The sequence below is a fragment of the Streptomyces globisporus C-1027 genome, from assembly GCF_000261345.2.
GTDB lineage: Bacteria > Actinomycetota > Actinomycetes > Streptomycetales > Streptomycetaceae > Streptomyces > Streptomyces pakalii.
On record NZ_CP013738.1, the window covers coordinates 5,020,417 to 5,040,335 of the forward strand.

Below are 19,919 nucleotides of genomic sequence, written 5' to 3' on the forward strand. Positions count from 1 at the left end.
ATGGGCCAGACCCTCACCGGGCTGCTCACGTCAGTACGTGCGATGGCGGGACGGCCGGGAACGCCGCCCCGGGCCCGCCCCGGCGGCGGACCGGACCCGGAACTCCTGGCCGCCCTGCGGCACTGCGGCGACCACCTCGCCGCCCTCGCCGCCTCCGGTCCCCTCACCGACGCCCGCCGCACCCGGCTCATCGCGTCGATCGGGGCCCTGACCACCGCGTGCTCCACCCCGGGCGCCGACGCGTTCGACGCGCTGCTGCGGACCGGGCAGCAGGCCCTGGACAGCGGCGGCGACGCCGGGGCCCGCCTCGCCCTGGCCCTCGCCGACGAGGCGACCGTGCTGCGCACGCGCTCCAAGGGCGCCTGGCGGCTGCGCGGCAACGCCCTGGACGCGCTCGGCCGGAGCGAGGAGGCGATCACCGCGTACGAACGCCACCTCGCGCTCCAGCAGAACACCGCCGCCTCGCGTGACGTCGAACGCCGGATCGCCACCCTCCGCGCGGCGGGCGACCGCATCGACGAAGCGCTGGCGCTGGTCGGCGACGGGAGCGAGGGCCCTGCGGGAGCCACCGGGGCCGTCCGTCTCTCCCGCCGGCTCCCCGCCGCCGACGCCCGCGCCGCCTTCACCGAACTCGTCCGGCTCCGCACCACCGAACGCGGCGCCGCCGACCCCGCCGTACGCCGTCTCGCCGCGCTCTACGCCGAGCACCGCCGGCTCTCGGACCGCGACCCGCTGGCCGACCCGCTGCTCGGCGGCGCCGAACCCCTCGGCGTCCCCGGTCTGCGCCGGTTCCTCGCGGGCCGGGCGGTGTGCCTGGTCGCCGACACACCGCACACCGCCGAGCAGGAACAGCGGCCGGGGAGTTCGCTGGCCGCGCTCATCGACGGGTACGACCTCGTCGTGCGCTGCGACGCCGTCCGCCACGCCGCCCCCACCGCCCGAACCGACCTGCACGCCGTCACCCTGCGCGGCGACTCCCCGTGGAAGGGCCCCCGGTGGGACCGCCGGGCCGCCACCCGGCTGGTCTTCGGCGACCCGCTCCCGCACTGGCGGCTCGCCCTGCGCAGCCGGCTCGTCCCCGGCGCCCAGGACCGCATCGGCGACGCGACGCTGCGCCGCCCGCTGCACGATCCGGCGCTGCTCGCCGAGGCGGCGGCCGATGCGGAAGGGCCCGCGAGCACCGCGTACACCGTGCTGCGGCTCCTCGACTTCCTGGGCACGCCCGCCCGGGTGGACCTCATCGGGTTCGAAGGACCGGCGGCCCTGCCCCCGCGCGAGCGGGAGTGGATCGGGGCGCGGACCGGGACCACGGACGACACCGCAGTGAGGATCACTCTCAGATGACGACGCACGACTCCACCCCCGTGGCCGGGTCCGACGCCGACACCGCAGCCGACACCGCGTTCGCCTCAGCCTCATCCTCCGCCTCCGCCGACGACCGCCGCGCCGTCACCGGGAAGCGCCGGATCGCCTTCGCCGTGTACGTCGCCGACGTGGGCCGACTGCCCGGACTCCAGACCCTCCTGCGCAGCCTCGCGCTGACCGACCCCGCTCTCTGCGAGGACGTCGTCGTCCTGCACCCCGGCCTGCCGGACGTCTCCTTCGACGCCGCCCACCGGCTGCACCCCCGGCTGACCCCGCGCCCGGCCGCCGGACCCCACGACGTGTTCCGCATCGACGGCTACGACACCGTCATCGCCCTCACGCCCGCCTCGGTCGTCCTCGGCAGGCTCGACGCCCTGCTGCGCCTCCGCACGGGCGTGGCCGCCGTGCCGCGCACCGGCCCGGACGGCGTCCCCGACCCGCGTAACGGCCTCCCCGACGACGGACTCCTGGTGATCCAGCGCCAGGACCTCGACCACGCCGTACCGCCCGCCGCCGTCCCGGACGTCCCGGACGTCCCGGAGAGCGTCCTCGTACCCCTGGACTCCCGGTACGACTTCCGGGCGTCGCGGCTCGGCGACGACCTGGCGGTCCCCGAAGGCGTCGTCGTCCTGAACTTCGCTGGTGAGCAGACCCCTTGTACCGGCCCCGCCCACGAGGCCCGGGCGCGGTTCGACCTGGCCGACGAGGCGTTCCGCGCCGCCTACCTCGCCCTCCCCGGTGCGAAACACCCCGACCTGCTGCTGCACCTCGCGCTCCCGTTCCCCGACGGATCCCGGCCGCCGATCGACCTGGTCCGGCAGCTCGCCGAGATCCACCGGGGGCGCGGTCACCACGACCTGGCCGTGGCCCTGCTGGGAGAGGCCGTCGCGGACCGCCCGGACCTGCCGCGCTGCCACGAGACGCTCGGGGTCTGCCTGATGGCGCTGTCCCGGTACGAGGAGGCCGAGACGCACCTCCTCCTGGCGACGGCTTCCCCGGACTTCGCCCCACGCGCCTACGGCCAACTCGCACGGCTGGCCTGGCTGCTGGGCCGCGCCGAGGACGCCCGGGGATATGCGCTCGCCGGTCTGGAGTCCGACCCGACCGACGCCAACTGCCGTGCCTGGTACGGCCGTACGTCCGAGATGGTCACGGCGGGCGCCACCGCGCCGGACACCCCGCCGGGCGAACAGCTCGCCCATGTCGCCCTGTTCGCCGAGGGCCACGAGAACGCGGGCGACAAGGTGCTGCCCGAAGCGGTCCGCAGCTGCTTCACCGCCGACACCGGCCCCGGCCGATGGCACCAGCAGCACGCGCACCTGCTGGTCGACGAGGCCGGCCTCGAACGCCTCAACGCCCGGCGGGCCGTGATCGTCGGCGGCGGCGGGCTCTTCCTCCCCGACACCGCCCCCAACGGCAACAGCGGCTGGCAGTGGAACATCCCCGACGACGTGCTCGCCCGGATCACCGCCCCCCTGGCGGTCTTCGCCGTCGGCTACAACGTCTTCGACGGCCAGCGCTACCGGCGCGAGCGGTTCGCGGCCTCCCTGCGGGCCCTGGTCGAGCGGTCCGCGTTCTTCGGACTGCGCAACCACGGCTCCGTCGCCCGGGTCCGGGAGCTGCTGCCCGCCTCCCTCCGCGAGAAGGTGCGCTACCAGCCCTGCCCCACCACGGTCGCCCGCCACCTCGACCCCCGCCTCGCCGAACCGGCCGTACGCGAGGACACCGTCCTCATCAACTGCGCCTACGACCGGGCCGGGCTCCGCTTCGGCCACGACTACGGGCACTTCCTCGCGGAGATGGCCGCGGCGATCCGGGCCATCTCCGGTGCGGCGGAAGTCCGTTACGCCGCGCACATGCCCGCCGACGAACGCTTCGTCGACGATCTGCGGCGCGAACACGGCCTCACCCTCCCCGTGGAGCCGCTGTACCTGCTCTCCAACGACGCGATCCGCGACCTCTACCGGCGCACCCGACTGGTGATCGGGATGCGCGGGCACGCCGGGATGATCCCCTTCGGCTGCGGCACCCCGGTCATCAGCCTGGTCTCGCACCCCAAACTGGCCTACTTCCTGGCCGACATCGACCGGCCCGACTGGGGCGTCTCCGTCCACGAACGGGCCCTCGGCGCCCGGCTCGCGGAGCGGGCCCGTGCCGTGCTGGCCGACCATCCGGCGGCGGTGGCCGACGTCCACGACCGGCAGCGGGCGCTGTGGTCCGTGACCCGGGACAACCTCGCGCTGCTGCGTGAACTCACCGGTCTGCCGGACCCGTTCGGCGACCCGGGCGCCGGCCCCGTGGTTCCCGCGCCCCGGTCCGCCGCCGGTGAGGACCGTGCCGCCCCCTCCCTCCGTACCGCCCCGCCCACCCCCTGAGGACCATGTCCACCACACCTCCCGCCTCGGCCCCCGCCCCCGCTCCCGCCGCGACGGCCCCGGAGACGCCTCGCCCCGGCCGGGCGGGGCACCGCTACGACATCGACCTCATCCGGCTGCTCTGCTCCATCGCCGTCATCGGCCTCCACACCGGCTCGGCGTTCGTGAACACCGTGGGCCGTACGGCATCGGAGGGGCCCGGCACCTACTGGGCCGGGCTGACTGCCGACTCCGGCGGGCGCTTCGCCGTACCGCTCTTCTTCGCCATCGCCGGCTGGGTGGTCCTGGTCGGGGCCCCGCCCAAGGACGGCGCCCGGCTGCGGCGGCGCATCGTGCGGATCGTCGTGCCGCTCGCCGTCTGGACCGCGCTCTACCTCGCCTGGGGCAAGCTGCGCGACACCAACGACGACCCGGTCCGCGGGCTCGCCCTGGACTCCGTGTTCGCCTCGGTCCGCCCCGCCTACCACCTCTGGTACCTGTACGCCTACCTCCCCGTGATCATGGTCCTGGGTCTGGTCGTCCTCGTCCGGGCGGGCAAGCGGCCCTGGGGCCTCGGCGCGGTCCTGCTCGTGCTGGCGTCCGCCCCGCCGCTCCTCGGTGATCTGGCCGAGGCGACCGGCCGTGAACTGCCCCGCTTCGGCTGGGCGTTCGCCCCGTACCAGCTGATCTACGCGGTGCTCGGGGCACTGTTGCTCGCCGCCCCGGCCGGGGCGTTCGGCAGGCGGCGGTGGCCCTGGCTGCTGCTCGCGGCGGCCGGACTCGCCGGGGTGATCGCGTACCAGCACGAGGTGCACTACGCGATCCCGTACGCGCACGTCCTGGTGGCCCTGTTCAGCTGCGGCGTCCTGGTGTCCCTGCACGGCGTACGGGTCCCGGAGCGGATGCGCCCCACGCTGGCCCGGCTGTCCGAGGCGTCGTTCGGGGCCTACCTGGTGCACGTTCTTGTGCTCGGCGTCCTCACCGACGCCTTCGTCGGGGCGGACCTGGGCGGCCCGGCCGCCGTGGCGCTCGTGGTCGGGATCACGGTGGCCACGGCGGCCCTGTCGTTCGGCGCGGCCCTGCTGTGGGGCCGGGCGGGGGCGAGCAAGGTGCTGGGCTGAGCGCTCCGGCCCACGTCAGCCCCTCCTCGCAGGACCCCGGCCCGGCTCAGCCCCCGGGGCCTCAGCCCCTCCCGCTCCGCAGCGCCCGCGCCCGCCGGGCCACCCGCCGCAGCGCCGGGTTCGAGCGCAGGAACGCCAGCCGAACCGGGACCACGCCGGGCAGCGCGAGCGAGGCCAGACGGCGGCGCTTGAAGTAGCGCCAGGTGCGGCTGTCCAGGTGCGCGGCGAGGTAGCGCTCGGCGGCCGGGCGCAGATCGGAGCGCACCTTCGGCCGCATCGCGAAGGCGACGGCGGCCAGCAGACCGTCCAGCTCCGCCGCCGACCCCGCCCCCACCCCCACTCCCACCCCCGACTCCGCGTCGCCCAGCCCGGGCAGCACCGCGTCCGCGAGTGTCGCCGCTGTCCGCTCCGGGTTCTCGTACGGGATCAGTCGCTCCAGCAGCAGCCCCGTGCCTACCGTCGCCACCGGCAGACCGTGGAACCGGGCCGCCCCGAACAGCGCCGCCGAGGTGCAGCCCACGACCAGCGCGGGCCGCAGCCGCTGCATCAGCACGTCGGCCGGGACCGGCAACGGGCCGTCCAGAAAGGTCAGTTCGACGCCCAGCTGCTTCGCCTCCGCGCGCAGCGCCGCCGGGTTCTCCCACGGGGCGTACGGATCCGGCGCGTACACCAGCCGGGTGTGGCCGAGCGCCGCCGTCCCGCGCACCATCTCCAGGCGGAGCCCCGTCTCATCGGCCGCCGGGATCAGCCCGGCCCCCGCGAGATCCTGCCCGAGCAGCAGCGCCGGCCCCTCGACAGCGGGCAACGCCGCCTCTCCGTCCGCGAGTTCGGCGACGACCTTGGTGATCGCCTCGGCCGGCACGGTCCGCGGCTCCACCCCGAACTCGCCGAGCAGCAGCGGGCGCACCCCGGCGACCAGGTCCGGATGGAGCAGCCGCCGCACCCGGGCCCCGGCCAGCGGCGGGATCTTCTCCCCGGTCGGGCCGTACGCACCGGGCCCCTCCGCGTACACATCGACGGGGGTGCCCGCGAACACCTGGGTCAGGGCCCGGGCGGGGCCGGCGTGCGGGGAGTCCACGACGAGCTCCAGCTCCTCCTCGCCGAGGCCCCAGGCCCGCCGGAAGTGGCGTTCCCACAGCGGGGCGTCGTCCGCCCGGGGGTGCCAGCCGTCCGGGTGGAAGGGGGCGATCGCGTCGTTCCACGAGAGCACCGCGTCGAACCGGGTGCGCAGCCGGTCGAACCCGGCGCTCGCAGAGACGTCGGCGACGGTCTCCGGGGCGTGCCCGGTCCGCGACAGCAGCAGGATCCGGCGGTCGGGCTCGGTGAAGCAGCCCGCGTCGATCGCCGCGGCGAGCAGCACCGCCGCCCCGTGCGAGGAGGCGTGGAAGATCCGGATGGTCATGCGGCCGAGGCCCCCTTCGTGGCGGCCGGACGCCGGCGCAGCCTGCGCACCCGGGTCGCCCGTGTCACGTCCATGGCGTCGAGCGCCTCGTCCAGCAGCCGCTGCGGCAGGCGTCCCAGGGCCGCGGCGCCGCGCGACTTCAGTTCACGGGCCACGGCCGGCTCGAATTTGTCCAGGTCGCCCAGATGGTGGGCGATGATCGCGCAGTACGTGCGTACGGCCTTCGGCAGAAAGACCTCCGCCTCGCGGTCGGCGGCGGTCTCCGCGATCACCTGGTCGAATGCACGCAGGAAATCGAGCTGGCGCACATCGCCGATCTGGGTGAGGGAAGTCGCCACCCCGCGCCGGTAGAAATGGCTGAGCAGGCCCAGGGCGGCGAAGGATTCCGCCTCCCGGTGCAGTCGCCAGATCCACGGCCGGTCCTCCGCCGTGCGGAGCCCGTCGGTGAAGTGCAGCAGCCCCCGGTCCAGCAGCCGCCGGTGGTACAGGCCCGCCCAGGCGAACGCGTAGTCCACCGACGTGGTGCGGTGGGCGGGCAGGATCGCGGCCCGGGGGTCGCTCACCACACCGTGCGGCCCGTGCGGAACCCGGCGTACGGTGCGGGTCCTGCCGTTCACCTGGACGTGGTCCGTGCGCACGAAGTCGCAGCCCAGCGCCTCGGTCCTGGCCACCAGCCGCTCGTAGTGGCCGGGGGCCAGCCAGTCGTCGCCGTCCAGGAAGGCGATGTACTCGCCGCGGGCGGCATCCAGACCGGTGTTGCGCGCGGTCGCCAGACCGCCGTTCACCTCGTGCCGCAGCAGGACGGCCCCGGGGATCTCGTCCGCGGCCCGGCGCAGCAGCGGGAGCGTCCCGTCGGTCGAACAGTCGTCGACGAGAAGGAACTCGAAGTCCTGGCGGGCGTTGGCCCGCAGGCTTCTCAGGGTGTCGGGCGCGTAGGTCTGCACGTTGAAGAACGGCACGATGACGGAGAGCTTAACCACGCGCATCACGTTAGGTGCGGCTGTGGCCCTTTCCTTTTCCGCAATGCGCCCAGCAGGTGAACAGCGACCGACGCTCAGGTGAATCGCCTTTTCCGGAACGGGAATTGGGGGCCCATTCGGGGTGGTCCCCCAATCGTCGGCTCGCTGTTAACCATCTGTTGCCATCGCGTTGGGCCGCTCATCGAAATGCCTTCCTAACTTCTTCGACGTGCCCCCACGTACCAGCCATGAGGCCGAACCGGCCGAGACCCCCGCCGCCCGACCGGCGCTCCGGGTCGCCGTCCTCGCCGACTCCGACACCCGGTGGAAATGGGGCGCGCTCACCGCGCGCCGCCTGACCGCCGAGGCCGCCGGGGACGGACCGGACGCGCGCCCCGTCGAGGTCAGCGGGCTGCTGCTGCGCGGCCGGGCCACCCCGACGCCCCGCCAGCTCGCGGAGGTCGGCGAGGTCGGCATCGACGCCGAGCGGGTCCGCGAGGTCACCGCCGTCGAGTTCCTGCACACCGTGCGCGACGAAGGTTTCGACCTCGTCGTCCTCGCCCTCGTCGGCGGCGGCGTCCAGGCCATGCTGCACGGCATCGCCGCGTTGAACCTCCCGCGCCGGCCCGTCGTCGTCACCGGATACGTCGGCGTCGTCTACGAGAAGCTCGCCGACGGCCTCCTGCTGCGCCACGGGGCGGACGTCGTCCTCGCCAACTCGGCCCACGACGCGGAACGTTTCCGTGCGGTGTACGAGGGAGTGGGCGCCGACGCGTCGGCCGTCACCGAGGCCGCCCTGCCCTTCCTGGGCGGAGCCCCGTACAGCCCCGAAGAGGGCCGCGACACCGTGGTGTTCGCCGCCCAGCCCTCCGTACCGGCCTCCCGTGCCGACCGGACCTACCTGCTCCGCCGGCTCGTCGAGCACGCCCGGCTGCATCCGCGCCGCGAGGTCCTGCTGAAGCTGCGCTCCAAGCCCGGCGAGCACACCACCCACATCGAGGAACTGCCCTACCAGAAGCTCGCGCAGCGGCTGCCCGGCGGCCTGCCGCCCAACTTCCGCCTGGTGTACGGGCACATGGGCGAGGTCCTGGACCGCACCGACCTCCTGGTCACCGTCTCCTCGACCGCCGCCCTGGAGTCCCTGCACCGCCGCATCCCGACCGCGATCCTCACCGACCTCGGCGTCCGCGAGATGCTCGGCAACCACCACTTCGTCGGCTCCGGGCTCCTCACCTCCTGGGACCGGCTCGACGGCGGGACCCGGCCCCGGCCGGACACGGAGTGGGTGGCAGGGCAGGGCGTCGCCGCCGACGGCTCGTACGGCACCGCCTACGACACCGCGCGCACCAAGGTCACCGCCCTCCTCGACGCCGGCCAACTCCCGCCGCTCGCGCCCTACTACACACCCGCCAGCGCCCCCGGCTACCTCCCGGGCATCCTCGGCCGCCACCACCTGGCCCCCGACGGGACGCCCCTGCCCGGCGCGGCCGCGCCGCAGGAGCCCGGCCGGGTCCGGGGCGCGGTCCGCGAGACCGTCCGCAACGCGGCCCGCGGCGCCTACCGCCACGGCGTCCAGCGCGTCGCCCCGGTGATCCGCCGGATGGGGGAGCTGTGACCACTACTTCAGGAGCTTCGATGACCCCGACCGTCCTCGCCGTGATCCCCGCCCGCGGCGGATCCAAGGGCGTCCCCGCGAAGAACCTCGCCGAGGTCGGCGGCATCCCGCTGGTCGCCCGTGCCGTCCGCGCCGCGCTCGGCGCCCCCGAGGTCACCGACGTCGTCGTCACCACCGACGACGGGGCGATCGCCGAGGCCGCCCGCACCGCCGCCGCCGACCTCCGCGCCGCCCACCGGCTGCACTGCGTGGAGCGCCCCGCGGCGATCGCGGGCGACACCGCGACCAGCGAAGCGGCCGTGCTGCACGCTTTGGACGTCTACGAGGCCGAGCGGGCCCGCACCGTCGACGTGGTCCTTCTCGTCCAGTGCACCAGCCCGTTCGTCTCCCGCGAGGACATCGACGGCGTGGCCCGGGCGGTCGCCCACGAGGGCGCGGACACGGCCGTCACGGTCGCCCCGTTCCACGGCTTCGTCTGGCGCGACGGCCACGCGGTCGAGGAGAGCACGTACGGCGTCAACCACGACAAGTCCGTACGCCCCCGCCGCCAGGACCGCCCCCAGGACTATCTGGAGACCGGCGCCGCCTACGCCATGGACGCGGCGGGCTTCCGTACCCACCGCCACCGCTTCTTCGGCCACACCGCCCTGGTCCCCACCGACCCGGCCCGGGTGCTGGAGATCGACGACCCGCACGACCTGGCCCGCGCCCGGGCGCTCGCCCCGCTCCTGGACCCCTCCCCGCTGCCCTCCCTCGCGGACGTGGACGCAGTCGTCCTGGACTTCGACGGCACCCAGACCGACGACCGGGTCATGGTCGACTCCGAGGGCCGCGAGACCGTCGCCGTCCACCGGGGCGACGGCCTCGGGATCGCCGCCCTGCGCAAGGCGGGCGTCCCCCTCCTGATCCTCTCCACCGAGCAGAACCCGGTCGTCGCGGCCCGGGCCCGGAAGCTGCAGATCCCCGTCCTGCACGGCATCGACCGCAAGGACGAGGCGCTGAAGCGCTGGTGCGACGAGCACTCCATCGCCCCCGACCGGGTCCTCTACGTCGGCAACGACGTCAACGACCTCCCCTGCTTCTCCCTCGCCGGCTGGCCCGTCGCGGTCGCCAGCGCCCACGACTCGGTGCGCGCCGCCGCGCGCGCCGTCACGACCACCCCCGGGGGTTACGGCGCCATCCGCGAGATCGCGGCCTGGCTGCTGGGCCCCACCCTCACCACCACCAACACCCCTGACCCCACAGTCCCCACCACGTAAGGAAGCACCACCATGAGCACCTCCCGCCTGCGCACCTTCGGCACCCGTACCGCCGGCCCCGGCAACCCCGTCTACATCACGGGGGAGATCGGCATCAACCACAACGGCGACCTCGACAACGCCATCGCGCTGATCGACGCCGCCGCCGAAGCCGGCTGCGACGCCGTCAAGTTCCAGAAGCGCACCCCGGAGATCTGCACCCCGCGCGACCAGTGGGACATCGAGCGCGACACCCCGTGGGGCCGGATGACGTACATCGACTACCGCCACCGCGTCGAGTTCGGCGAGGACGAGTACACCGCCATCGCCGAGCACTGCGCCAAGCGCGGCATCGACTGGTTCGCCTCCCCGTGGGACACCGAGGCCGTCGCCTTCCTGGAGAAGTTCGACGTCCCCGCCCACAAGGTGGCTTCCGCCTCGCTCACCGACGACGAGCTGCTGCGTGCCCTGCGCGCCACCGGCCGCACGGTCATCCTCTCCACCGGCATGTCCACCCCGAAGCAGATCCGCCACGCGGTCGAGGTCCTCGGCTCGGACAACATCCTTCTCTGCCACGCCACGTCGACGTACCCGGCGAAGGCCGAGGAGCTGAACCTGCGGGTCATCAACACCCTCCAGCAGGAGTACCCGAACGTCCCGATCGGCTACTCCGGCCACGAGACCGGCCTGCAGACCACGCTGGCCGCCGTCGCGCTCGGCGCCACGTTCGTCGAGCGCCACATCACCCTGGACCGCGCCATGTGGGGCTCCGACCAGGCCGCCTCCGTCGAGCCGCAGGGCCTGACCCGCCTGGTCCGCGACATCCGCACCATCGAGCAGTCGCTCGGCGACGGCGTCAAGAAGGTGTACGAGTCCGAGCTCGGCCCGATGAAGAAGCTCCGCCGCGTCGCGGGTGTCGTCGCCGAGACCGAGAACGCGCCGGCCCCCGAGCCGGTCGCGGTCTGAGCGCCGACCGGTGAACCTCGCCTTCGTCGAGAGCCCGGTCCAGCTCCTGAACGTCCTGGAGTGGGTTCACACCCAGGGGGGAGACGATCCGGCCGCCACCACGGTCGTCGTCCTCCCCCCGGTCGACCCGATGTCGCGCGGTCAGCTGCGCCGGATGGCGGAGCTGGCCCGCGACGAGGGCATCACGGTCCGCTGGCAGGAGGCGCGCGGCGAGTCCGGCGCCCCCCTGAAGGCCCTGCGCGCCCTGGCCGGCCTGGTCCGGCGCGCGGACCACATAGTGATCGGCGATCCGTTCTCCCGTTATGTCCAGCTCCTGCTGACCCTGGTCCGCGCCGACCGCCTCACGGTGGTCGACGACGGCACGGCCACCATGGAGTTCGTGGCCCAGCTGGCCAGGGGCGAGCGCCTGACCCGCTGGCACCGCCGGGGCCGTACGGGACCGCGCGAACTGGTCCTGGCCCCGGTCACCGCCACGGCCCGCCGCCGCTTCACCCCGACGGCCCGCCACACGGTCGAGGTGTTCACCGCGATGCCGGTGGAGGCTCCGCCCGGCGTCGCGGTCACCCCGAACACCTTCGCCTGGACCCGGGCCCGTTTCGGCCCGCCCAGCATCGGCAAGGGCGCCGACCTGGTCGGCACCTCCCTGGTCGAGACGGGCGTCGTCGACCCCGTCCCGTACCAGGAGGCGGTGGCCTCCCTGGCCCGCGCCCACGGCGCCACCCGCTACTTCGCCCACCGCCGCGAGTCCGCCGAGAAACTCCACGCCCTGGAAGCCGCCACCGGCCTGGAGATCGTCCGCCCGGACCTCCCCCTGGAGCTGATCGCCCGCCGCGGCCCCATCGGCCGCACGATCGTCAGCTTCCCCTCCACGGTCGTCCACACCCTCCCGCTGGCCCTGGCCGGCACGGGCGTGAACGTCGCGGTCTGCGACATCGCCCCGGAATGGCTCCGCGCCACTGCCTCCCCCCGCGCGCAGGGCTTCCTGAGCGGGGTCACGGAGACGGCACGGGGGGTGCAGCGGCTGACGTCGACGGCTCATGCGTAGGGGCCCCGCCCGGGGCGGTCCGTGCGGGAGAGGACTCCGACGATGGTGTCCGAGAAGGGCTTCCGCTCGGTCCGGGGGATCGGCACCTCCACCAGCCGGCCGTCGTGGAGCATCCACATCCCGAAGCAGTCGTCGTCCTCGTCGCGTATGAGGACCTGCACGGACCACGGGTCGGGCCAGGGCAGCGACTCCAGATGGGCCATGAGCCCCGTCCAGTTGCGGCGGATGAACTGGATGACCCAGGTGCAGCACTCCTCGGACGGCATTCTCGATCCTTCGAATGTGCCTTCGTCCACGCGCGTGAAGCACTGGTGCCACTCACGGTTCTCGTCCGGCCGGGTGAGCGGCTCCATGACCTCTTCGGCGCCCCGTGCCAGCACGATGACCTCGGTGTATCTGCTCATGGCGGTCAGTGTCGCACCGGCCGCGCACCCCGCCCCGAGAAGGAGATCCGGTATACCCGCAACCACCCTGCGTCACACGTCCTCACCCGAACTTTGTTCGCCTGCACGGCTGAAATTTCCTAGATCCATGGCCAGTTGAGGGGTCTAGGGGCCTACGCTTCATAAGGTGAACCAGTTGAAGTCCCGCGCCTCCCGCCCCGACAGCCTGGCCGACCAGCCCGGGGGAGGTGCGCTGCCCGGCCGGCTCGGTGAGGAACTCCGTGCCGAGCTCATCGCCTTCCGCCGGGATCTGCACATGCACCCCGAGCTCGGCAACCAGGAGTTCCGGACCACGGCCGCCATCAAGGACCGGCTGGAGAAGGCCGGCCTGAAGCCGCAGGTCCTGGCCGTCGGCACCGGGCTCATGTGTGATGTGGGGGAGTGGGACGGGGTCACGCCCATGCTGGCGTTGCGGGCGGACATCGACGCGCTGCCGATCCCGGACACCAAGGCCGGCGTGCCCTACCGGTCCACCGTGCCCGACCGTGCGCACGCCTGCGGGCACGACGTGCACACCACCACCGTCCTCGGCGCGGGCCTCGTGCTCGCCGATCTCGACCGGCAGGGGCTGCTGCCCAACGCCGTGCGGCTGATCTTCCAGCCCGCCGAGGAGGTCCTGCCCGGCGGCGCGCTCGACGCGATCGAGTCCGGGGTGCTGGAGGGCGTCGGCCGGATCATCGGCGTGCACTGCGACCCGAAGGTGGACGTCGGGCGGATCGGGCTGCGGATCGGGGCCATCACCTCGGCCTGCGACCGGCTGGAGATCACCCTCGACGGGCCCGGCGGCCACACCGCCCGCCCCCACCTCACCACCGACCTGGTCACCGCCGCAGCCCGGATCGCCGTCGACGTGCCCGCGCTGCTCGCCCGCCGCGTCGACGCCCGCGCCGGGCTCGCGCTGACCTGGGGCCGCCTGGAGACCGGGCACGCCCCCAATGTCATCCCGCAGCACGCCGAGCTGTCCGGCACCGTCCGCTGCCTGAATCTGGACGCCTGGCGCGACGCCCCCGACCTGGTCCACGCAGCCATCGACGAGGTGGCCGGAATGCATCGGGCCAAGACCGTCATCAACTACGTGCGCGGCGTGCCGCCCGTCGTGAACGACGCCGAGTCGATCGGCCTGCTGGACGCCGCGATGACCGAGCGCCGCGGATCGTATGCGATCGAGGACACCGAGCAGAGCCTCGGCGGCGAGGACTTCTCCTGGTATCTGGAGCAGGTGCCCGGCGCGATGGCCCGCCTCGGCGTCCGGACCCCCGGCGACACGCGCGGCCTCGACCTGCACCGCGGCAACTTCGACGTGGACGAAGAGGCCATCACCGTGGGGGTCGAGCTGTTCACGGCCGCCGCCCTGCTCGACGGCGGCCGTTCGTGAAGCGTTGACACAGTCTTCGTAGGCCGTTCGTGGACTCCTGTCCCGCCGTGTGGGCGGCCTCTGTTCGCGACGATCCGATAACGGCTTCCGTACGTGCTCTTATCTGACATCTACGCGCGTTACGATCGCGGCGAAACCAGCGCCGGAAGAGGCGCTTCGGTCAGGTTTGAAGGAGCCTCCCCTTGCGCCGGATCACCAGGATCACCACCGTGGGCATCGCGTCCGCGGCGCTCGCTCTCAGCGTCACCGCGTGTGGCGGAAACTCGTCGGACGCCGGTTCCGGCTCCGACGGCGACAAGGCCGCCATCGCGTACGACATCGGCGGCCGCGGCGACCAGTCGTTCAACGACGCCGCCTACGCCGGACTCGCCAAGGCCGAGAAGGACCTCGACATCCAGGGCTCCGAGGCCGAGCCCTCCGACGGCGAGGGAGACGCGGACAAGGTCCAGCGCCTCACCGAGCTGGCCCGCTCCGGCAACAACCCGGTGATCGGCGTCGGCTTCGCCTACGCGCCCGCCATCAAGAAGGTCGCGCCGAAGTTCCCGAAGACCACCTTCGGCATCATCGACGACGCCTCGGTGACCGGCGAGAACATCGCCAACATCGTCTTCAACGAGGAGCAGGGCTCCTACCTCGCCGGCGTCGCCGCCGCGAAGGTCAGCAAGTCGAAGACGGTCGGCTTCATCGGCGGTGTCGAGACCCCGCTGATCAAGAAGTTCGAGGCGGGCTTCGTCCAGGGCGTCAAGGACACCGACGCCTCGGTCAACGTGCTGCCGCAGTACCTGACGCAGCCGCCGGACTTCGGCGGCTTCTCCAAGCCCGACCTCGGCAAGGCCGCCGCCCAGGGCCAGCTCGACAAGAAGGCCGACGTGATCTACTCGGCCGCCGGTCTGGCCGGCTCCGGTGCCATCGAGGCCGTCTCCAAGGCGGGCAAGTGGAACATCGGCGTCGACTCCGACCAGTACCAGCAGAAGGGTCTCGCGCCCTACAAGGCGTCCATCCTGACCTCGGTCACGAAGGACATCGAGGACGCGGTCTTCAACCTGATCAAGTCGGTCAAGGACGACAAGCCGCAGACCGGTGAGATCCGCTACGGCCTGGACAAGAACGGTGTCGCCCTGTCGATGTCCAACCCGGCCTTCGCCGAGATGAAGGACGTCATCGTGGCCGTCGACAAGGCCAAGCAGGAGATCATCGACGGCAAGATCACCGTCAAGACCGCTCCGTAAGGACGGTCCCGAGTCCGGCGGCCCCTCCCGGGCCGCCGGACCCGACGGCCCCCGGCCGTCGCCCCGGCTGGTTTCCCAGGCCCTGTCCGTACGCCGCGCGGCTCCCGCCGCCGGTGACGGGCAGGGCCGCGGGCCAGCCGCCCGAGCCGGCCGTACAGGAGCTTCACCGAAAACCCGTACACCGGCTTCACCTAAGACCCGCGGCCCCCGAGGCCCCGGCAGTCCGTAACCCTCAGTACGACCGAAGAAGATCCGCCTCCCGCAGTGCTCTCCCGCCCACCCTGGACCCGCGTCCGGGGTGTGACGTGCACCCCGTGTTTCACGATTCGGCAGCGCTACGCGTGTAGACAGCCCTCCGGCGCGATAACTTCACCCCCGCCCCCCAGGGCCCCCGAGCCCCCCGAGCCCCTCCGCCCCCGCTCCTGTCCGGCCAAGGAGAGTGCGTCATCAACGCGTCCAGCAGCCCCCCTGCCGTAGAACTGCACGGCATCACCAAGCGCTTCCCCGGCGTCGTCGCCAACCACGACATCGACATCACCATCGGCAAGGGCACCGTGCACGCCCTCGTAGGGGAGAACGGCGCCGGCAAGTCCACCCTGATGAAGATCCTCTACGGCATGCAGAAGCCGGACGAGGGCACCATCGCGATCAACGGCGAGCAGGTCTCGTTCTCCAACCCGGGTGACGCCATCGAGCGCGGCATCGGCATGGTGCACCAGCACTTCATGCTCGCCGACAACTTCACCGTCCTGGAGAACGTCGTCCTCGGCGGCGAGAAGCTGTACGGCATCGGCTCCGGCGCCCGGAAGAAGATCAAGGAGATCTCCGACGCGTACGGCCTGGGCATCCGGCCCGACGCGCTCGTGGAGGACCTCGGGGTCGCCGACCGGCAGCGCGTGGAGATCCTCAAGGTGCTCTACCGGGGCGCCCGCATCCTCATCCTGGACGAGCCGACCGCGGTCCTCGTGCCGCAGGAGGTCGACGCGCTCTTCGCCAACCTGCGCGAGCTCAAGGCCGAGGGCCTGACCGTCATCTTCATCTCGCACAAGCTGGGCGAGGTGCTCTCGGTCGCCGACGACATCACCGTCATCCGCCGCGGTACGACCGTGGGCACCGCCGACCCGGCCTCCACCACGACCAAGCAACTCGCCGAGCTGATGGTCGGCAGCGAGCTGCCCTCGCCGGAGACCCGCGAGTCCACCGTCACCGACGTACCGATGCTGCGGGTCCAGGACCTGAAGCTCACCGTCACCGACCCCGACGGCACCGTCCGCGACGTGCTCGCCGGCATCGACTTCACCATCCACCAGGGCGAGGTCCTGGGGATCGCGGGCGTCGAGGGCAACGGCCAGACCGAGCTCATCGAGGCCCTTATGGGCATGCGCGACCCGGACGCCGGGGTCATCACCCTCGGCTCCGACGACATCTCGCACGCCCCGACCCGCAAGCGGCGCGAGTCGGGCATCGGCTACATCCCCGAGGACCGCCACCGCCACGGCGTCCTGCTGGACGCCCCGCTGTGGGAGAACCGCATCCTCGGGCACGTCACCGAGAAGCCCAACAGCCGCGGCTGGCTGCTGGACAACAAGGCGGCCCGGACCGACACCGAGCGCATCGTGCGCGAGTACGACGTCCGCACCCCCGGTATCGACGTCACCGCGGCCTCCCTCTCCGGCGGCAACCAGCAGAAGCTGATCGTCGGCCGCGAGATGAGCCACGCGCCCAAGTTCCTGATCGCCGCCCACCCCACCCGCGGTGTGGACGTCGGCGCGCAGGCCCAGATCTGGGACCAGATCCGCGAGGCCCGCCGCGAAGGGCTCGCCGTGCTGCTGATCTCGGCCGACCTGGACGAGCTGATCGGGCTCTCCGACACCCTGCGCGTCATGTACCGCGGCCGGCTGGTCGCCGACGCCGACCCGGCCACCATCACCCCGGAGGAACTGGGCTCGGCCATGACCGGCGCCGCCACCGGTCACCTCGAAGGCTCGGAGGACGAGGCCCGATGAAGAAATTCGACAAGGACCGGCTGATCCTGGGCTTCGCCGGCCCGGTGCTCGCCCTGGTCGTCGCCCTCGCGCTGACGACCGTGGTGCTGCTCGCCTCCGGGCAGAACCCCTTCGAGCCGTACCGGATCATGTTCGACTCGGCCTCCTACGCCGACGTCCAGGTCCTGATCATCAACCAGGCCGGTACGTACTACCTCGCCGCGCTCGCGGTGGCCGTCGGCTTCCGGATGAACCTCTTCAACATCGGGGTCGACGGGCAGTACCGCCTCGCCGCGATGATGGCCGCGCTGGTCGGCGCGAGCGTCGAGCTGCCGGGGCCGCTGCACATCGCGCTGATCGTGATCGTCGCGATGCTCGTGGGCGCGTTCTGGTCCGGTATCGCGGGCTTCCTCAAGACCACCCGCGGGGTGAGCGAGGTCGTCTCGACGATCATGCTCAACTCGATCGCCACCGCGCTCGTCGCCTGGCTGATCCTGCCGAAGAACTTCGGTGAGCAGCCCGCAGGCTCCAACAACCTGACCACCGGGGAGATCCCGGAGTCGGGCTGGTTCCCGGGGCTGCCGATGGCGGACGGGGCCGGGGAGATCTACGGCTTCACCTTCGTCGCCGCGGGCTGCGGCGTCCTCTACTGGTTCGCCCTCAACCGCACCCGGTTCGGCTTCGACCTGCGCGCCACCGGCGCCAGTGAGAGCGCCGCCCAGGCCTCCGGTGTGGACGCCAAGAAGATGGTCCTCACCTCGATGCTGATCTCCGGCGCGGTCGCGGGCCTCGCCGGCATGCCGACCCTGCTCGGCGACACGCACACCTACAGCCTCGACTTCCCCACGGGCATCGGCTTCACCGGCATCACCATCGCGCTGCTGGGCCGGAACAACCCGCTCGGCATCGCCCTCAGCGCCCTGCTGATCGCGTTCCTGGACAAGTCCTCGGCCTCGCTCGACCAGTACGGGTACGAGAAGGAGATCGCCACGATCATGCAGGGCCTGATCGTGATCTCGGTCGTCGTCTCCTACGAGCTGGTCCGCCGTTACGGCATCCGCCGCCAGCAGCAGAAGGTCGGCGAGGAGCTCGCCGCCGGACACGCCCTCACGACCGAGAAGGAGGCGGCCCTGTGAGCACCAGCAAAACCACCGCCGCACGCCCCGCCCCCCAGAAGGGCAACGGCCGCCGCAAGCTCACCCTGCCCGTCGTCCTGCTGATCGTCGCGGGCGGACTCGCCCTGATCTCGCTGGTCCGCCTCATCAGCGGCGCCGAGGACATCACCTCGGTCGGCCAGGTCGCCGGCGCCCTGGAACTCGCCGTACCGATCGGCCTCGCCGGACTCGGCGGCCTGTGGGCCGAGCGCGCGGGCGTCATCAACATCGGCCTCGAAGGCATGATGATCCTCGGCACCTGGTTCGGCGCCTGGGCCGGGTTCCAGTGGGGCCCGTGGATGGGTGTCCTCTTCGGGATCCTCGGCGGCTGCATCGGCGGTCTGCTGCACGCGGTCATCACCGTCACCTTCGGCGTGAACCACATCGTCTCCGGTGTGGCCATCAACATCCTCGCCGTCGGTGTCACCCGCTACCTGTCCAACTTCGCTTTCGACGGCATCCAGGGCGGCTCCTCCAAGCAGTCCCCGCGCATCGACCCGATCGACAAGATCACCATTCCGGGGCTCTCGGACTGGCTCGCGGACCTCCAGCAGCACCACTGGTTCCTGATCTCCGACATCGCGGGCATCATCGGCGGCCTGATCACCGGCCTCTCCCTGCTCACCGTCGTCGCCCTGCTGCTGATCCCCGCCACCTGGTGGATCCTGTGGCGCACCCCGTTCGGACTGCGGCTGCGCTCCTGCGGCGAGTCCCCGGTGGCCGCCGAGACCCTCGGCGTCAACGTGTACAAGTACAAGTACATCGCCGTCACGGTCTCCGGCGGTCTGGCGGGCCTCGGCGGCGCGTTCCTCGCGATCGTCGCCACCGGCATCTACCAGGAGGGCCAGACCGGCGGCCGCGGCTACATCGGTCTCGCCGCGATGATCTTCGGCAACTGGATGCCGGGCGGTATGGCGCTGGGTGCGGGCCTCTTCGGCTTCACCGACAGCCTCAAGCTGCGCGGTGGCGCCGAGAACGTCCACGCGATGCTGCTCCTGCTGGCGATCCTGCTGGTCATCGCGGTGTTCTGGCAGCTGTACAAGAAGAAGTACGTCTCCGCGGTGATCGCGGCGGCCGTCTCGGCGCTGCTGTTCACCTGGTACTTCCTGACCGACCAGGTGCCGAGCCAGTTCGTCGACGCCGCGCCGTACGTCACCACGCTGCTGGTCCTCTCGCTCTCCGCGCAACGCCTGCGGATGCCGAAGGCCAACGGTGTGCCGTACCGCAAGGGCGAGGGCAAGTGACACCCCCGCCCGCCCCGGCCTTCGGCGAGGCCGGCTGGGACGCCCTGCGGGAGGCCGCCCGGGACGCCATGTCCCGGGCATACGCCCCCTACTCGGGCTTCCCGGTCGGTGTCGCCGCCCGGGTGGACGACGGCCGCACCATCACCGGCTGCAACGTGGAGAACGCCAGCTACGGCCTCTCGCTCTGCGCCGAGTGCGGTCTGGTCTCCACGCTCCACGCCACCGGCGGTGGCCGGCTGACCCACTTCACCTGCGTGGACGGCACCGGGGCGATCCTGGTGCCGTGCGGCCGGTGCCGGCAGCTGCTGTACGAGTTCGGCGGCCCGGAGCTCCTCCTGGAGACGCCGGACGGCATCCGTACGCTCGACGCGATGCTGCCGCAGTCGTTCGGCCCGCAGCACCTCGGCTGACGCCGTACCTCGCA

Annotated in this window: 16 protein-coding genes; 13 read left to right on the forward strand and 3 right to left on the reverse strand. The window is 72.5% G+C overall.

All coding sequences use genetic code 11. The features are described from left to right. The 3 genes from WQO_RS22220 to WQO_RS22230 are packed head-to-tail and all read left to right on the forward strand — an operon-like array spanning nucleotide 1 to nucleotide 4,840. On the forward strand, nucleotides 1–1,344 hold the full coding sequence (locus WQO_RS22220) for a tetratricopeptide repeat protein (RefSeq protein ID WP_010058588.1): 1,344 nt from the start codon (nucleotides 1–3) through the stop codon (nucleotides 1,342–1,344). Further along, complete coding sequence (locus WQO_RS22225; protein ID WP_010058587.1) at nucleotides 1,341–3,740, forward strand: tetratricopeptide repeat protein; 2,400 nt, start codon at nucleotides 1,341–1,343, stop codon at nucleotides 3,738–3,740. Before WQO_RS22220 ends, WQO_RS22225 begins: the two co-directional genes overlap by 4 nt. Before the next feature lie 5 nt (nucleotides 3,741–3,745). Continuing rightward, nucleotides 3,746–4,840 (forward strand): acyltransferase, encoded by a 1,095-nt coding sequence (locus tag WQO_RS22230; protein ID WP_010058586.1) that lies wholly within the window; start codon nucleotides 3,746–3,748, stop codon nucleotides 4,838–4,840. Between the two features lie 61 nt (nucleotides 4,841–4,901). On the opposite strand, the gene WQO_RS22235 is transcribed toward WQO_RS22230, so the two are convergent. Together WQO_RS22235 and WQO_RS22240 are read right to left on the reverse strand one after the other, a co-directional pair. Beyond that, nucleotides 4,902–6,242 (reverse strand): polysialyltransferase family glycosyltransferase, encoded by a 1,341-nt coding sequence (locus WQO_RS22235; protein ID WP_010058585.1) that lies wholly within the window; start codon nucleotides 6,240–6,242, stop codon nucleotides 4,902–4,904. Then, on the reverse strand, nucleotides 6,239–7,222 hold the full coding sequence (locus tag WQO_RS22240) for a glycosyltransferase family 2 protein (RefSeq protein ID WP_058954218.1): 984 nt from the start codon (nucleotides 7,220–7,222) through the stop codon (nucleotides 6,239–6,241). The genes WQO_RS22235 and WQO_RS22240 overlap by 4 nt, the downstream gene beginning before the upstream one ends. A 208-nt stretch (nucleotides 7,223–7,430) precedes the next feature. Here WQO_RS22240 and WQO_RS22245 point away from each other — a divergent pair, with 208 nt between their 5' ends. The 4 genes from WQO_RS22245 to WQO_RS22260 are packed head-to-tail and all read left to right on the forward strand — an operon-like array spanning nucleotide 7,431 to nucleotide 12,065. Beyond that, nucleotides 7,431–8,816 carry a DUF6716 putative glycosyltransferase gene (locus tag WQO_RS22245; RefSeq protein ID WP_010058582.1) on the forward strand — a complete coding sequence of 462 codons (1,386 nt, stop codon included), beginning with the start codon at nucleotides 7,431–7,433 and terminating at the stop codon, nucleotides 8,814–8,816. 20 nt (nucleotides 8,817–8,836) lie between these two features. Next, nucleotides 8,837–10,075 (forward strand): acylneuraminate cytidylyltransferase, encoded by a 1,239-nt coding sequence (locus tag WQO_RS22250; RefSeq protein ID WP_010058580.1) that lies wholly within the window; start codon nucleotides 8,837–8,839, stop codon nucleotides 10,073–10,075. A 12-nt stretch (nucleotides 10,076–10,087) separates the two neighbouring features. After that, nucleotides 10,088–11,020 carry an N-acetylneuraminate synthase family protein gene (locus WQO_RS22255; RefSeq protein ID WP_010058578.1) on the forward strand — a complete coding sequence of 311 codons (933 nt, stop codon included), beginning with the start codon at nucleotides 10,088–10,090 and terminating at the stop codon, nucleotides 11,018–11,020. Between the two features lie 10 nt (nucleotides 11,021–11,030). Beyond that, nucleotides 11,031–12,065 (forward strand): hypothetical protein, encoded by a 1,035-nt coding sequence (locus WQO_RS22260; RefSeq protein WP_010058576.1) that lies wholly within the window; start codon nucleotides 11,031–11,033, stop codon nucleotides 12,063–12,065. Here the strand turns inward: WQO_RS22260 and WQO_RS22265 are convergent. Then, a complete protein-coding gene (locus WQO_RS22265) occupies nucleotides 12,056–12,469 on the reverse strand; it encodes a hypothetical protein (protein ID WP_010058575.1) in 414 nt (137 codons plus the stop codon). The genes WQO_RS22260 and WQO_RS22265 overlap by 10 nt on opposite strands. A 175-nt stretch (nucleotides 12,470–12,644) precedes the next feature. Between WQO_RS22265 and WQO_RS22270 the strand changes: the two genes are divergently transcribed. From WQO_RS22270 to WQO_RS22295, 6 genes are all read left to right on the forward strand, one after another. Then, a complete protein-coding gene (locus WQO_RS22270; RefSeq protein ID WP_010058574.1) occupies nucleotides 12,645–13,883 on the forward strand; it encodes an amidohydrolase in 1,239 nt (412 codons plus the stop codon). A gap of 182 nt (nucleotides 13,884–14,065) precedes the next feature. Then, the gene (locus tag WQO_RS22275; protein ID WP_010058573.1) at nucleotides 14,066–15,112 is read left to right on the forward strand and encodes a BMP family lipoprotein; all 1,047 of its coding nucleotides are present in this window, start codon (nucleotides 14,066–14,068) and stop codon (nucleotides 15,110–15,112) included. A gap of 422 nt (nucleotides 15,113–15,534) precedes the next feature. After that, the gene (locus tag WQO_RS22280) at nucleotides 15,535–17,118 is read left to right on the forward strand and encodes an ABC transporter ATP-binding protein (RefSeq protein WP_050992270.1); all 1,584 of its coding nucleotides are present in this window, start codon (nucleotides 15,535–15,537) and stop codon (nucleotides 17,116–17,118) included. Beyond that, nucleotides 17,115–18,233 carry an ABC transporter permease gene (locus WQO_RS22285; RefSeq protein ID WP_010058571.1) on the forward strand — a complete coding sequence of 373 codons (1,119 nt, stop codon included), beginning with the start codon at nucleotides 17,115–17,117 and terminating at the stop codon, nucleotides 18,231–18,233. The genes WQO_RS22280 and WQO_RS22285 overlap by 4 nt, the downstream gene beginning before the upstream one ends. Then, the gene (locus WQO_RS22290) at nucleotides 18,230–19,495 is read left to right on the forward strand and encodes an ABC transporter permease (protein WP_010058569.1); all 1,266 of its coding nucleotides are present in this window, start codon (nucleotides 18,230–18,232) and stop codon (nucleotides 19,493–19,495) included. The genes WQO_RS22285 and WQO_RS22290 overlap by 4 nt, the downstream gene beginning before the upstream one ends. Continuing rightward, nucleotides 19,492–19,905 carry a cytidine deaminase gene (locus tag WQO_RS22295; protein ID WP_010058567.1) on the forward strand — a complete coding sequence of 138 codons (414 nt, stop codon included), beginning with the start codon at nucleotides 19,492–19,494 and terminating at the stop codon, nucleotides 19,903–19,905. Before WQO_RS22290 ends, WQO_RS22295 begins: the two co-directional genes overlap by 4 nt. Nucleotides 19,906–19,919 lie beyond the last annotated feature (14 nt).

Excerpts from the sequence above, each read along its gene's own strand:
- WQO_RS22265 (WP_010058575.1), bottom strand. The coding sequence starts at position 12,469 with ATGAGCAGATACACCGAGGTCATCGTGCTGGCACGGGGCGCCGAAGAG.
- WQO_RS22235 (WP_010058585.1), bottom strand. The coding sequence starts at position 6,242 with ATGACCATCCGGATCTTCCACGCCTCCTCGCACGGGGCGGCGGTGCTG.
- WQO_RS22230 (WP_010058586.1), top strand. The coding sequence starts at position 3,746 with ATGTCCACCACACCTCCCGCCTCGGCCCCCGCCCCCGCTCCCGCCGCG.
- WQO_RS22285 (WP_010058571.1), top strand. The coding sequence starts at position 17,115 with ATGAAGAAATTCGACAAGGACCGGCTGATCCTGGGCTTCGCCGGCCCG.
- WQO_RS22255 (WP_010058578.1), top strand. The coding sequence starts at position 10,088 with ATGAGCACCTCCCGCCTGCGCACCTTCGGCACCCGTACCGCCGGCCCC.
- WQO_RS22220 (WP_010058588.1), top strand. The coding sequence starts at position 1 with ATGGGCCAGACCCTCACCGGGCTGCTCACGTCAGTACGTGCGATGGCG.
- WQO_RS22250 (WP_010058580.1), top strand. The coding sequence starts at position 8,837 with ATGACCCCGACCGTCCTCGCCGTGATCCCCGCCCGCGGCGGATCCAAG.
- WQO_RS22225 (WP_010058587.1), top strand. The coding sequence starts at position 1,341 with ATGACGACGCACGACTCCACCCCCGTGGCCGGGTCCGACGCCGACACC.